A 13,484-nucleotide genomic window follows, 5' to 3' on the forward strand; every position below is an offset into this window, starting at 1 on the left:
GGAATCGGTGCAGCATACCGTCGCGTACGGCTCGAGCTGCGGAGTTGCTCCGACCGGCGGGGTGACGGGATGAGCGTGCAACCGGAGGAGTCGGGCCACGGGTGGGCCGGCCCGCCGGCGCCGCCCTTGCGGGCGGTACCGGCCGGCGCCGGACCGGACCGCGCGGCGCGCGCCGACAAGCCGGTACCGGTGCTGAACATCGCCAATGTGCTCACCGTGCTGCGGATCGTGCTGGTCCCGCTGTTCGTGCTGGCGCTGTTCACCGCGGGCGGGCACGACACCGGGTGGCGGATCGCGGCCGCCGCACTGTTCGGCCTCGCCGCCATCACCGACCGCTTCGACGGGCAACTGGCCCGCAAATACGGGCTGGTCACCGACTTCGGCAAGCTGGCCGACCCGATCGCCGACAAGGCGCTGATCGGTGCGGCGCTGATCGGGCTGTCCGTTCTGGGGGATCTGCCCTGGTGGATCACCCTGGTGATCTGCGGCCGGGAGGCCGGGGTCACCCTGCTGCGGCTGATCGTGGTCCGGCGCGGAGTCATCCCGGCCGGCCGGGGCGGCAAACTCAAGACGCTGGTGCAATCGGTGGCGATCGCGTTGCTGTTGCTGCCGCTGTCCGGCGGTTTCGCGACGGCCGGGATGGTGCTGATGTACGCCGCGGTGGCGCTGACCGTGCTGACCGGCCTGGACTATGTCGGTCAGGCCGCCCGGGTGTGGATCGCGGGTGGCCGGTCCCGAGGCGAGCACCGCACGTGAGGGACCCACTGGTCGCGGCGGCCCCGGCGGGCGAGCTGGTGGCCGCGCTGGACGCCGCGGGTGCCACCGTCGCGACCGCGGAATCGCTGACCGCCGGCCTGCTCGCGGCGACCATCGCGGGTGTTCCCGGGGCGAGCACGGTGCTGCGCGGCGGACTGATCGTCTATGCCACCGACCTCAAGGAGACGCTGGCCGGTGTCGGGCCCGAACTGCTGGCCGAATCCGGGCCGGTCTCGGCCGGCGCCGCACAGCAGCTGGCCGTCGGCGCCCGGGACCGGTGCGGGGCCGACTGGGGCATCGGCCTCACTGGTGTGGCAGGCCCGGACCCGGCCGACGGGCACCCGGTCGGGACCGTATACCTCGGCTTGGCCGGTGCGCAGCACACCGAGGTCCTACGATTGACCTTGTCCGGTGATCGCTGGGCGATCCGGATCGGAGCGGTGCGAGATGCGGTACAGGAGCTGCTCCGCTGTGTAACGTCCCCGGGAGACCGGGTGCGCTGAGTGTCGCGGCGGAACAGTGGAGGTGCGTGGGACCGGCGTCGGGAACCATCCGATAGGGGTCCCGCGTTGTGCCGGACAGAGGTGACCGTCGCATGCGGCGGTGATACGAGCGTGAGGAGAACGCCATGACGCTGCTGCGAGAGGCAATCGGGGACAGTCTGCGGCGCGCGCGCCTCGCTCAGGACCGCACATTGCGTGAGGTGTCGACCGCCGCGCGGGTCAGCCTCGGGTACCTGTCGGAAGTGGAGCGCGGCCGCAAGGAGGCCTCCAGCGAATTGCTGGCCGCGATCTGCACCGCCCTGGACATTCCGCTGTCGCGGGTGCTCTGGGATGTGAGCACGGTCATTGCGGCGGCCGATGCCGGGGCCGTGCCCGAGCCGGTGGGTCCGGCGGTGCCGGCCGGGGCGGAACCGGCGGCCGAGGAGGCCGCGGCAATCGATCTTGCCTCCGGCACGAGGATTGTGATCCCGGCCCCCCGTACCGACACGCTGGTGCTGGTCAAAGGCGGGTGATGCGGTGGGCCCGGAGTGTCGATCCGGTGACGGGCTGCGGATCGGCCGCCGAAACGACTAGATTTCTGTTAGGCGTCGAAGCGGACCCGCAGCCAGCCGGGTCCGGTTGCCGCAGGTGAAGGACAAGCACATATCGGGTACGCGAACGCGTATCACCAGCAGCGCCGAGCCGGCGCATCAGATGGAGGCGGGATCAATCGATGGCTAATCCGTTCGTCAAGGCCTGGAAGTACATGATGGCCCTCTTCGATTCCAAGATCGAGGAGCACGCTGATCCGAAGGTGCAGATCCAGCAGGCCATCGAAGAGGCGCAGCACCAGCATCAGGCGCTGTCGCAGCAGGCGGCGTCGGTGATCGGTAACCAGCGGCAGCTCGAGATGAAGCTGAACCGCCAGCTCGACGAGGTCGAGAAACTCAATGCGAACGCACGGCAGGCGGTCGCCCTGGCCGACCAGGCGAGCGCGGCCGGTGACACCGAGAAGGCGATCCAGTACACCAACGCCGCCGAGGCGTTCGCGGCGCAGCTGGTCACCGCCGAACAGTCGGTGGAGGATCTGAAGGTGCTGCACGACCAGTCGCTGCAGGCCGCCGCGCAGGCCAAGAAGGCGGTCGAGCAGAACGCCATGGTGTTGCAGCAGAAGGTCGCCGAGCGCACCAAGCTGCTCAGCCAGCTGGAGCAGGCCAAGATGCAGGAGCAGGTGTCCGCGTCGCTGCACCAGATGGACTCCACCCTCGCCGCGCCGGGGACCACCCCGAGCCTGGACGCGGTCCGGGACAAGATCGAACGCCGGTACGCCACCGCGCTGGGTTCGGCCGAGCTCGCCCAGAACTCCGTGCAGGGCCGGATGATGGATGTGCAGCAGGCCAGCATCCAGATGGCCGGACACAGCCGGCTCGAGCAGATCCGCGCATCCATGCGTGGCGATGCGCTGCCCACCGGCAATACCGGTGCGCCCCAGGCGAACCCGGCGCAGGCCCCGCAGATCGACAAGGGGCAGGCCGCCCAGCAGTAGGAGAACCGGTCGCGGGTGGCGGCGGGTTCGCGCTGCCCACCCGACCGGCTCGGTCCGGCCGTCACCGGTCGGCCGAGGGAAGGACATGATGAGCGGTAGCCGAATCAGCCGGATCCGGGACGCAGCGCGGCTGCGCCCGGCCACACCGCCGCAGACCGGCGCACCGGCCGGCCCGCCCCCGTCGGAATCGGCGGCCACCGCTCCCTCCGCCACCGGTGGCGGAGCCGATTCGGCAGCACCACCGGATTCCGGCCGGGTCGACGCTGCGGCGCTCGCCGAACCCCGGGCCCGCCAGGCGTCCGCCGCCGGCCCAGCAACCGGTCGAGCGCGGCTTTTCCGACGCCGAAACGACATCCCACCTGCCGATGCCACGGCACCGGCGTCCACAGTGCCGGAGGCCACCGGAACTACCGGACCGACGCCGCCGGCCGCATCCGGCGCCACCGGTCGCGCCGCCGCGCTCGCGACGCCGCCGGACTCCGGCCGAATCGGCCCCGCAGCGCCCTACGAGCCCGGCACCGGCCGGGTGTCCGCCGCCGACGCCGCCGGACGAGCCCCTCGCATCCCTCGCCGAGTCGCCGCCGTACCCGCCGATGCCGACCCTGCGGACACCGCGGCTGCTACCGGCCGAGGACGCCTGCGCAGGCGTCGGGTGCCGACCTCGCCGGACATCGGGTCGGCCCCGGCTCCCGCCGAGCCGATACCGCCGGGTCAGGCCCCACCTGCAGGACGCGCCGTTCCACCGGACGGCCCCGCGCAGGCGCGGCCTGGGCCGCCCGCCCACGAGGAGCCGCCGTCGGTCCACCCGGCGTCGCTGCCGGAGACAGCTGCAGAGCTCCCGAAGTCGACCGTGCCCCAGGAGACACCTCCGGTGGGGGCCGGAATACCCGCACCGGTCCCGGGTGGGCTACCGGTCGCACTACGCGACGCCGGTTTGCACGCGCTGGCCGCGGTGCGGAAATGGTCCGACCCGGCCGAACGGGAGCGGCGCAAACGGCGCCGGGCCCGGCGCCGCAGCATCCGCCTGGGCACCGCGTCCGGGATCACCACGGTCGGCGCGGTCGGTCTGGTGGTGGTGTCGGCACCGGCCTGGGCGGTTGTCGCGGTGGGTGGTGGTGCCGTTGCGCTGGTCTCCGGGGCCGCGATGAGTACCCGCCGCTATCTGCGGCTGCGCAATGCGGCGCAGCAGACGGTGCCGTTGGTGCCCCGGAAGGCGCCCGGCCTGCGGTCAGTGGCGCGTCGGCCGGTTCAGCGGCTCATCCGGGCCGAACGCGCCCTGCGGGAGCTGACCGGCCAGATCACCCGGACCGGGCGCCTGCCCGAGGCCGATCTGACGGATCTGACCGAGACCTCGGCATCCGGTGCGGCGGCGCTGCACGCGCTGGCCGCCGATATCGTGACGATGGAACAGGCGGCGGCGCTCGTCGCCGGCGCCGACGGCGGTGCGGTCGCCGCCATGACCGCGGGTATCGGCCGGTCCCTCGATCGGCTGGAGGCCGGTGTCGCCGAATACGAACAGCTGGTGGCCGCGGCGGCGCGGGTGCTCACGGTGCCCGACGATGCGGTGGTCGCCTTCCGGTTCGAGAGCATCGTCGGTGAGCTGCGCGACGCCGCGGACCGCCTCGACGGGTGGGCGCAGGCGCTGGCCGAGATCGCCGAACGCGTCCCGGCTCCTACCGAACCCGCGGCCGCCCAGCGAGGTGGGGGACAACCCTGATCTTTCCCGGATATCGCTTGTGACCTGGTGATTTCCGGCGACTTGTCCGGCAGTGTGGAGGTTGCGGATCACCGGTCGGTGGTTCGGGACATCGACGAAGGAGTCCGGCAATGGTGTGGAAGATCATCGGCATCGTGGTCGTCGCGTGGATCGCTTTGACGATCCTCAGCGCGATCGTCAAGGGCCTGATGCCGATCCTGGTGGTCGCCGCCATCGGTTTCGGCCTGTACCTGCTGTACAAGGCGGTGACGGGGTCCGGCGACAAATCCGATGTCAGCAAGCTGTAACCGGCTGTGCCGCTTAGGATGAGCCTGTGCAACCACTTCCCGAGGACTGGCAGCGCGGCCTGGTGATCGTCGCGCATCCCGACGACATCGAGTACGGCACCGCGGCGGCCGTGGCCCGCTGGACCGGGCAGGGCAAGGACATCAGGTATGTGCTGGCCACCCGCGGTGAGGCGGGCATCGCCGGGCTGTCGCCGGCCGAATCGGGCCCGCTGCGCGAGGCCGAGCAGATCGCGGCGTCCGAGGCGGTCGGGGTCGGACAGGTGGAGTTCCTCGGGTATCCGGACGGTCGCCTCGAGCCGACACTGGAGTTGCGCCGCGATCTGGCCGCGGCCATCCGGCGGCACCGGCCGGAGATGGTGGTGCTGTTCAACTTCGGGGACACCTGGGCACCCGGGATGGTCAACAGCGCCGATCATCGTGCCGTCGGGCGGGCCGCGCTGGACGCGGTCTCCGATGCGGGCAACGAGTGGATCTTCCCGGAGATCGCCGATCTGTCCCCGTGGAACGCCCGGTGGGCGGCCGTCGCCGGGCCGGTCGCCGACCACGCCGTCGATGTGGGTGACACCCTCGATGCCGCCCGGGCCTCGCTGACCGCACACCGCCGGTACCTGGAGGTGCTGGCCCCGGACGAACCGGTGGAGCGGCAGGTGGCGGCGATCATCGAGATGACCTGTGGCCCCAAGGGGGACTTCCCGGCCGAGCACGCCGTCGGCTTCGAGCTGTTCACCTTCGGCGGCTGAACCCGCGGCGGCACTGCCGCCCGAATCGGCGGATGTGGCACCCTGGGGCGCATGCGAATAGCCGTGGTTGCCGGTCCGGACCCCGGGCATGCCTTCCCCGCGATCGCACTGTGCCTGCGGTTGCGGGATGCGGGTGACGAACCGGTGCTGTTCACCGGGCCGCGCTGGATCGACGCCGCGCGGGACGCCGGAATCGGGGTGCGGCGACTCAAGGGCCTGGCCCCGCGCCCGGTGGACGACGATGCCGACGCCGGGCAGCGTATCCATCAGCGGGCCGCCCACATCGCCACCGAGATCCTGCCGGACCTGGGGGCGATGCTGCCGGAACTGGTCGTCTCCGATGTGCTCACCGCGGGGGGCGGGATGGCCGCCGAAAAACTCGGGGTGCCGTGGGTGGAGCTGTCGCCGCATCCGCTGTACCGGCCGTCCAGGGGGCTGCCGCCGATCGGCAGCGGCCTCGCTCCCGGTCGTGGCTGGCGGGGCCGGTTGCGCGATCACACCCTGCGGGCAATGACCGCACGGGCGGTACGGATCGGGGAGCGGCAACGGTCCGCCGCCCGTTCCGGTATCGGCCTGCCCGCGGCCGATCCGGGGCCCGCCGCGCGCTTGATCGCCACCTTGCCCGCCCTGGAGGTGCCGCGTCCCGACTGGCCGGACAACACCCATGTGGTCGGGCCGCTGCTGTGGGAGCCCACCGATGCCGTGCTCGTCCCGCCACCCGGCGACGATCCGCTCGTCGTCGTGGCTCCGTCGACCGCCCATACCGGGGTGCACGGGATGGTGGACACCGTCCTGAACGCCCTGGACGGGGCGGGCGTGCGGGTGGCGATCTCGATGCTCGACGCCCCGCCCGCCGACCTGCCGCCCTGGGCGGTGGCGGGCCTGGGCCGGCAGGACGAACTGCTCGGACACGCGGACCTGGTGATCGGCGGCGGCGGGCACGGACTGCTGGCGAAGGCCCTGGGCTCCGGAGTTCCGGTGGTGACCGTCCCGGGTGGCGGTGACCAATGGGAACTGGCCAATCGTGCAGTGCGGCAAGGGAGTTCCCTGCTGGTGCGGCCACTGACCGAGGAGGCCGTGCGGACCGCGGTACAGACGGTGCTCGCCGATTCCGGGTACACCGCGGCAGCGCGGCGGGCGGCCGCCGGAGCGCGGGAGGTGGCCGATCCGGTCGCGATCTGCCACGGTGCGGCGACGTCGGTCCCGGTCCGCTGACGCCCGGCCCCTGTGCGGGCCCGCGGGACGCGAGTATTCTGGCGGCGTGCGGTTGACCGAGTTCCGAGAGCTGATGCACACCGAGTTCGGCCCGGCTCGCGCGGATGCGCTGCTGGTCGATCACGTGAGCCGGGCACTGGGCGGACGTACCGGTGCGGCGGCGATCGAAGCGGGGACCGATCCCCGGGAGGTGTGGCGCGCGCTGTGCGCCGAGTTCGACGTCCCCCGAATCCGATGGTGAGCCGGCGATGACCGTCACGGCGGCCGGACCGTTCGCGCAGGCACTCGCCGCGCGGGTCGCCGCCGTGGCACCGCACGGGTTCACCGGGCACCGGCGGCACGGGGTCGAGCTGATGCTGCTCGGCCGCTACGCCGAGGCCCTCGACAGCCTGGATCACGCGCTCGAACTCGTCGACACCGAGCAGCGCCGGATCTCGGTGTGGATCAACCTCGCCGAGGTGTATCACGCCCAGGGCGATTTCGAGGCCGCCGAGACGCTGTACCGGCGGGCGCTGGCCGCCGCCCGGGACACCGATCCCGAACTGGTGTCGTTCGCCGCCCAGCAACTCGGCCGGGCGCTGGCCGAGCAGCACCGCCCCGACGAGGCGCGGCCGCTGCTGATCGAGGCGCTGCGGAACCGGGTCGCCGAAGGCGACGCCGAACTGATCGAATCCTCGTGGACCGCGCTGCGGCAACTGCCCGGCCCGGCGCGGCCGCTGCCCCCCGAGATCGCCGCGTACGTGGACGCCGACGCGGTCTGGTCCACCGCACACGAGGGCCGCAGCGGTGGTGTCGTGCGGATCGGCGACCGGTACTGGTGCAAGACCGGTCCGGTGGCTGCCGCCGAATACCACCGGTCGAGCTGGTTACGGGACCACGGTATCGCGGTTCCCGACATCGTCGCCGCGGTGACCCGGCCGGGCGAGGAGATGCTGCTGCTCGCCGATGCCGGGGTCCCCAGCCTGGCGGCGGCACCCGGTGCTTCGCCGGGCACAGTACTGGGCGGTGTGCTGCGCCGGCTGCATGCGCTGCCGGTCGCGGACTGCCCGTTCGACGCCGGGCCGGAGGTGCTGCTGCGCCGGGCCCGGCGCCGTGTCCTCGAGGGGCTCGTGGATACCGGCGACTTCGATGCCGACCATCGGCACCTGACCCCGGACGAGATCCTGGAACGACTGCTCGAGCACCCGCCGGTGCCGACGGATCCGGTGGTCACCCACGGTGATTTCACCCCGGCGAATGTGCTCGTCGACGGTCGCCTGCTCGACACCGGTGCGCTGGGTGTCGGGGACCGGCATCGTGATCTCGCGCTGGCGGAGCGGGAGCTGCGGGAGGAGTTCGGGGCGGCCGAGGTGGCCGCCTGCTACGCGGCCTACGGGCCGTTCCGGCCCGATCCGGACCGGTTGGCGTACTACCGGCTGCTCGACGAACTGTTCTGATGCAGCGCGTAGTGGCGGGCGGCCTTGGTCCGGTTGCCACAGCTGGCCATCGAATGCCAGCGGCGCGCCCCGTTCTTGGACGTGTCGTAGAAGAACAGCACGCATTCCGGATGTGCGCACTGGCGGATCCGGCCGGGGGAGCGTTCGAGCAGGTCGAGCAGGTCCGCGGCGGCCAGCCAGCCCGGTAGCCGGGTCGGATCGGCTTCGGGGATGTCGACCGGACCGGCGGTGGTGAGCGCGCGGCGGATCCGGCCCTCCGCGAGGACGGCGTCCAGGGCCTGGGCCCGGGCGGGGTCGATGCTGAGGGCATCGCCGTCCAGGTGGGTGACCACGTCGTAGATGGCGTCGCGGGCGGTGCGCAGCGCGGCCAGGGTGGCCGGGCTCACCTCGGCGCGGTCGGTGAGTCCGTTCGTATCCAGCCAGATGCGCAGGCCGGCCACATCACCGAGCAGGTCTCGGATGCCGCCGGAGTTCCATCGCGTGTTGAGCAGGTCCAGGGCGAGGGGTTCGCCGAGGTGGGGACGGGGATCGGCCATAGCTGAGGTTAACCACCTCCGATCAGGTGTTTCCGGGACGGGTCTCCATTCTAACCGGGTAAATTCATTTAGAGGGTTGACGACGGTCGTGCGGGATGGCAATCTACTAACCAGTCAACCGGAATAGCCGGTTGGACGACGAGGAGGACACCATGACCGCACCGCAGCCGGCTCCCGGGCACATCGGGCTCAATGTCACCGATCTCACCCGTTCGGTCGAGTTCTACCGGCGAGCACTGGGTTTCGAGCAGCTCGGCGCCAGTACCGAAGGGGAGCAGCGGTTCGCATTCCTCGGTGCCGACGGTGAGCTCCGGATCACCCTGTGGCAGCAGAGCGACGGCGCATTCTCGCCGAAGACTCCGGGCCTGCATCATCTTTCGTTCCAGGTCGACACCGTGGACGAAGTGCGGGCGGTGGAGTCGGTCCTGAAGGAGCTGCAGGTGGAATTCGCCCACGACGGGGTCGTGGCCCACGGCGAGGGCGCGGCCTCCGGCGGCATCTTCTTCGCCGACCCGGACGGCATCCGGCTCGAGGTGTACGCACCCAGTGGTGCCGAGACCGCACCGGCGCCCAGTGGTTCCGCCCCCACCTGCGGCTTCTTCTGAGCAGGAGACAACGGAAAACGACGAGACGAGGAGGTCGCGGTGGCTGTGTTCCATGCCGGTGAACTCGCAGTGCAGCAACGGATGGGTCAGGCGGAGATTGCCGCGCGGGTCGGGCGGTCCATCCGGGCCGAGATCCCCGCCCCCGCCGCGGCCTTCCTCGCGGCACAGCCGATGCTGGTGCTCGGTGCGGCCGACCGGGCGGGGCAGGTGTGGGCGAGTCAGCTCGTCGGCCTGCCCGGTTTCGCCCGGGTGACCGGCACCCGCACCATCGAGGTGGCGGCCCGGCCCGCGGCCGCCGACCCGCTGGCGGAGGTGCTGGCCGAGGCGGCCCCGGTCGGCATGATCGCCCTGCAACCGCAACGCCGGCGGCGAATGCGGGTCAACGGGCGGTCGACACCGACCGACGACGGCATCCACCTCACCGTCGACCAGGTGTATTCGAACTGCCCGAAGTACATCTCCCGGCGCGAGATCGACGAGTGGGCCGCGGCCCGCACGCCGGCGGTGCGGCACGGCGTCGCACTCGACCCGGCCGAACAGGCGGCCGTGGCCGCGGCCGACACCTTCTTCATCGCAACGATCGCCGAGGCCGGCGCCGACGCATCCCATCGCGGTGGCAATCCGGGCTTCCTGGAAGTGTTGTCGCCGACCCGGTTGCGCTGGCCGGACTATCAGGGAAACTCGATGTTCCAGACCCTCGGCAATATCCACACCGACCCGCGGTGTGGTCTCCTGATCCCGGACTGGCGGACCGGAACCACCCTGCAACTCACCGGCACCGCCCGGCTGGACTGGGACCCGGCACATTTCGGCACCGCCGGCCAGTGCGCCGTCATCTTCGACATCACCGAAGTACGGGCGACCACCGACGCCGCGGTGCTGCGCTGGGGGCCGGCCGAACTCTCCCCGGCCAACCCCGCAATCTGAACCTATTCGAAAGGACCGACCACCATGCGACCACCACTGCCACCCTTCGACGCCGACTCGGCCCGCGCCAAAGTGCGTGCCGCCGAACATGCCTGGAACACCCGCGACCCCGAACGCGTCGCCGCCGCCTACACCGAGGACTCGGTCTGGCGAAACCGCGACGAGTTCTTCACCGGTCGCGCCGCCATCGTCGACTTCCTCACCCGGAAGTGGGCGAAGGAAAACGGTTACGCCCTGCGTAAGGACCTGTGGGCCTTCCACGACAACCGCATCGCCGTCCGGTTCCAATACGAATGGCACGACGACACCGGGCGGTGGTGGCGCAGCTACGGCAACGAACAGTGGGAGTTCGCGCCGGACGGCCGGATGTCCCGCCGGGAGGCCAGCATCAACGACGTCCCGATCGACGAGTCGGAGCGCCGCATCCACGGTCCCCGCCCGGACGGCGACGAAACCCCGCTGCCGCAGCAGTAGCGATCCGCACCGCTGCGTCCCGCGGCATACCCGAGTCGGGCCCGATGCCTGTTGGAGGGGTCGGGCCCGAGCGGGCCGGCGGCCGGTGGTCGACCGATCCGCGGGAAACGGGGGAGGCGGCCCGCCGCCGGGCAGCAACCACCGCGTCCCGGACGCCGCTGCTCTGCTGCCGGTGCTACCGCGGTTGCCCCGGAGTCAGCGCGCTTCCGGTCGGTGTGTCTCGTACATCCGGAATGCGACGGCGGCGGCCGAGATGGCGCTGACCGCCACGGCCGCCCAGACGGCGGCGGTCAGGCCCAGGCTATCCGCGACAAGGCCACCGAGTACCGCGCCGACCGCGTAGCCGAGGTCCCGCCAGACCCGGTAGACGCCGACGGAGCGGCCGCGCCAGGCCGGGTGGGCGACGTCACCGATGACGGCCAGCAGGGTGGGATACACCATCGCGGTGCCGAGTCCGAGCAGGATGGTGCCGGCGGCCCACCCGGGAAAGTCGTGCGATGCAGCGATCACCGCGAGTGCCGCCGCCTGGACCGCCATCCCGCCGACGATCAGCCGTTTGCGTCCGATCCGGTCCGACAGGGCGCCGGTGACCAACTGCCCGATGCCCCAGACACCGGGGTAGAGGGCGAACAGGAAACCGATCCGGCCGACCGACAGATCGGCCGTCGCGAACAGCAACGGGAACAGTCCCCAGGCGAGACCGAAGTTGAGGTTGTTGACCAGCCCGGCCTGGCTGGCCGAGGACAGTGCCGGTTCGGTCAGGCTGGTCCGGATCGCGATCTGCCGGTCGGTGAGGTCGGCGTGCAACCGGGCGGGTCCGGGCGGGTGCTGCCGGGCTTCCAGCAGCGCGTGGTCCCGTGTCTCCCGGACGAATACGCCGGAGATCAGCAGTGCGAGTGCGGCGTAGGCGAGGCCGAGCAGGAACGGCGCCGGTCGCAGTCCGTACTGCTCGGCCAGGTAGCCCGCCACCAGCGAACTGACCGCGACGGCGCCGTACCCGGCCGCTTCGTTCAGACCCATGGCGAGCCCGCGCCGCGCCGGGCCGACGAGATCGATTTTCATGACCACGGTGGTCGACCAGGTCAACCCCTGGTTGGCACCCAGGAGAACATTGGCCGCCACCACCCAGCCCCAGCCGGGCGCCGCGATCAACATCACCGGCACCGGCAGGGCCAGCAGCCAGCCGATCAGCAGCACCGGTTTGCGCCCGTACCGGTCGGCGAAGGTGCCCGCGACGTAGTTGGCGACCGCCTTGGTGATGCCGAAGGCGGCTACGTAGGTGAAGATGTAGGTGTAGCCGGTGAGGCCGAACTCCGCTTCTGCCAGCAGCGGAAGTACCGTCTGCTGCTGGCCGACCATGCCGCCGACCAGTGCATTCACCGCGACCAGCAACGTGAACTGTGCGAGATTCGCCCGCAGCCCGAGAACCGGTGGGCGGGTGGTGGTGCGCAGCGTCATCGCTCGCGCACCAACTGTGTGCCGGTGGCGTGGGCGTAGTCGGCCGGGCCGCCGTCCAGTACGTCGATATCGGTGTGCCCGGCACGGGCCAGGAACCCGGCCGCGCTCATGGCCCGTTCGCCGTGCCCGCACAGCACCAGGACCGGACCGTCCGGCAGCTCGGGCACTTCGACCGGCAGGGCGCCCAATTCGGTATGCCGGGCGCCCGGCACGTGGCCGGTGGCGAACTCGTTGCGTTGCCGGATGTCGAGCACGGTGCGCTGCGGGCGGCCGGTCAGGGCTGCGGCCGGCACCAGGCGAACCGATGCCGCATCGATCCGGCCGGTCCAGCCGGTGATACCGCCGGCCAGTTCCCCGGCGAGCAGGTCCACTCCCACTTTCGCTGCCGCCCAGGCGATATCGTCGGCGCTCTGGGCGGGGTCACGCACGATCACGATCGGTCGGTTCGGATCAGTGAGCCAGCCGAGCCAGGTGGCGAAGACCGGGCGCAAGGTGATCGAGAGCGCGCCGGGGATGTGTCCGGCGGCGAAAGCGGCCGGTTCGCGGACATCCACGATCTGTGCGCCCGCTGCGACGAGGTCCGCCACCCGGGCGCCGGTCAGCTCCGGCAGCTCCGGGGTGCGGACCGACGGTCCCCGGTGGTTGATCTCGGCCAGCCGCAGGAAGTAGTCGGGGAAGGTACCGAGCGAGGCGAGCAGTGCCGTCACGAATGCGTCTTCACCGTCGACCTGCAGTAGCGGATTGGTGGCCCGCTCCCTGCCGATCGTGCTGACCCGCTCACCCTCCGGCGCGGACGAACAGAACGACCCGGCGCCATGGGTGGGCCAGACCGGAGTGTCGTCGGGGAGCTGCATCAAGCGCTGCAGCGAATGATATTGGGCGCATGCCAGCGGCACGGTCTGCTCGGCCGATACGAGATCGGTGCGGCCGGCGGTACCGACCATCAGCGATCCGCCGGTGAACACCCCGAGGAGCCGGGTGTCGTCGTACAGCAGATACGACAGATGCTCCGGGGAATGTCCGGGTGTGAACAGTGCTTCGAGGATGAACGGGCCGAGTTCGATCCGGTCGGTGTCGCGTAGTGCGGTCACCGGGAAGTCTCGCGGGCCGACATCGGGCGCGAGCACGGTGGCTCCCTCGGTCTCGGCGAGATCGCGCACGCCGGAGATGAAATCGGCGTGCAGGTGGGTCTCCACCGCATACGCGATGTGCAGACCCCGCCGCCCCGCTTCGGCGCGGACCTCGCGCAGGTCGCGTTCGGGGTCGAGCACCATGGCGCGGCCGTCGCCGAGGTCCAGCAGATAG

Annotated in this window: 16 protein-coding genes; 13 read left to right on the forward strand and 3 right to left on the reverse strand. The window is 71.4% G+C overall.

Features of this window, described 5'->3' with window-relative positions; translation table 11 throughout:
- Window positions 1-69: 69 nt before the first annotated feature.
- From pgsA to AC1HFH_RS09620, 10 genes are all read left to right on the forward strand, one after another.
- The gene (pgsA, locus tag AC1HFH_RS09575; RefSeq protein WP_480247076.1) at window positions 70-756 is read left to right on the forward strand and encodes a CDP-diacylglycerol--glycerol-3-phosphate 3-phosphatidyltransferase; all 687 of its coding nucleotides are present in this window, start codon (window positions 70-72) and stop codon (window positions 754-756) included.
- Window positions 753-1,259, forward strand: coding sequence for a CinA family protein (locus tag AC1HFH_RS09580; protein ID WP_480247077.1), 507 nt, complete (start codon window positions 753-755; stop codon window positions 1,257-1,259). The genes pgsA and AC1HFH_RS09580 overlap by 4 nt, the downstream gene beginning before the upstream one ends.
- 125 nt (window positions 1,260-1,384) lie before the next feature.
- Window positions 1,385-1,771, forward strand: a complete 387-nt coding sequence (locus tag AC1HFH_RS09585; RefSeq protein ID WP_480247078.1) for a helix-turn-helix domain-containing protein — start codon at window positions 1,385-1,387, stop codon at window positions 1,769-1,771.
- 200 nt (window positions 1,772-1,971) lie between these two features.
- Window positions 1,972-2,784, forward strand: coding sequence for a PspA/IM30 family protein (locus AC1HFH_RS09590; protein WP_480247079.1), 813 nt, complete (start codon window positions 1,972-1,974; stop codon window positions 2,782-2,784).
- 871 nt (window positions 2,785-3,655) lie between these two features.
- Window positions 3,656-4,501 (forward strand): phage shock envelope stress response protein PspM, encoded by an 846-nt coding sequence (gene pspM, locus AC1HFH_RS09595; protein ID WP_480247080.1) that lies wholly within the window; start codon window positions 3,656-3,658, stop codon window positions 4,499-4,501.
- 110 nt (window positions 4,502-4,611) lie between these two features.
- Entirely contained in the window at window positions 4,612-4,788 is a 177-nt protein-coding gene (locus AC1HFH_RS09600) for a hypothetical protein (protein WP_480247081.1), read from the forward strand.
- Window positions 4,789-4,814: 26 nt separating this feature from the next.
- Complete coding sequence (locus AC1HFH_RS09605) at window positions 4,815-5,528, forward strand: PIG-L deacetylase family protein (RefSeq protein WP_480247082.1); 714 nt, start codon at window positions 4,815-4,817, stop codon at window positions 5,526-5,528.
- Between the two features lie 51 nt (window positions 5,529-5,579).
- A complete protein-coding gene (locus tag AC1HFH_RS09610; RefSeq protein ID WP_480247083.1) occupies window positions 5,580-6,743 on the forward strand; it encodes a glycosyltransferase in 1,164 nt (387 codons plus the stop codon).
- A gap of 46 nt (window positions 6,744-6,789) precedes the next feature.
- The gene (locus AC1HFH_RS09615; protein WP_480247084.1) at window positions 6,790-6,984 is read left to right on the forward strand and encodes a DUF3046 domain-containing protein; all 195 of its coding nucleotides are present in this window, start codon (window positions 6,790-6,792) and stop codon (window positions 6,982-6,984) included.
- 7 nt (window positions 6,985-6,991) lie between these two features.
- Window positions 6,992-8,179 (forward strand): tetratricopeptide repeat protein, encoded by a 1,188-nt coding sequence (locus AC1HFH_RS09620; RefSeq protein ID WP_480247085.1) that lies wholly within the window; start codon window positions 6,992-6,994, stop codon window positions 8,177-8,179.
- Here AC1HFH_RS09620 and AC1HFH_RS09625 read toward each other — a convergent pair.
- Window positions 8,152-8,715, reverse strand: coding sequence for a CGNR zinc finger domain-containing protein (locus tag AC1HFH_RS09625; RefSeq protein ID WP_480247086.1), 564 nt, complete (start codon window positions 8,713-8,715; stop codon window positions 8,152-8,154). The genes AC1HFH_RS09620 and AC1HFH_RS09625 overlap by 28 nt on opposite strands.
- 152 nt (window positions 8,716-8,867) lie before the next feature.
- On the opposite strand from AC1HFH_RS09625, the gene AC1HFH_RS09630 reads away from it, so the two are divergent.
- The 3 genes from AC1HFH_RS09630 (at window position 8,868) to AC1HFH_RS09640 (ending at window position 10,721) form a co-directional block, all read left to right on the forward strand.
- Entirely contained in the window at window positions 8,868-9,320 is a 453-nt protein-coding gene (locus tag AC1HFH_RS09630; RefSeq protein WP_480247087.1) for a VOC family protein, read from the forward strand.
- Between the two features lie 81 nt (window positions 9,321-9,401).
- Complete coding sequence (locus tag AC1HFH_RS09635; RefSeq protein ID WP_480247795.1) at window positions 9,402-10,247, forward strand: pyridoxamine 5'-phosphate oxidase family protein; 846 nt, start codon at window positions 9,402-9,404, stop codon at window positions 10,245-10,247.
- A gap of 24 nt (window positions 10,248-10,271) precedes the next feature.
- Entirely contained in the window at window positions 10,272-10,721 is a 450-nt protein-coding gene (locus AC1HFH_RS09640) for a nuclear transport factor 2 family protein (RefSeq protein WP_480247088.1), read from the forward strand.
- A gap of 195 nt (window positions 10,722-10,916) precedes the next feature.
- Here AC1HFH_RS09640 and AC1HFH_RS09645 read toward each other — a convergent pair whose 3' ends face one another.
- Both AC1HFH_RS09645 and AC1HFH_RS09650 read right to left on the reverse strand, forming a co-directional pair.
- Window positions 10,917-12,179, reverse strand: a complete 1,263-nt coding sequence (locus tag AC1HFH_RS09645; protein ID WP_480247089.1) for an MFS transporter — start codon at window positions 12,177-12,179, stop codon at window positions 10,917-10,919.
- Entirely contained in the window at window positions 12,176-13,453 is a 1,278-nt protein-coding gene (locus AC1HFH_RS09650; protein ID WP_480247090.1) for an MBL fold metallo-hydrolase, read from the reverse strand. The genes AC1HFH_RS09645 and AC1HFH_RS09650 overlap by 4 nt, the downstream gene beginning before the upstream one ends.
- Window positions 13,454-13,484: the final 31 nt, after the last annotated feature.

The sequence above is a fragment of the Nocardia sp. KT25-26 genome, from assembly GCF_056627695.1.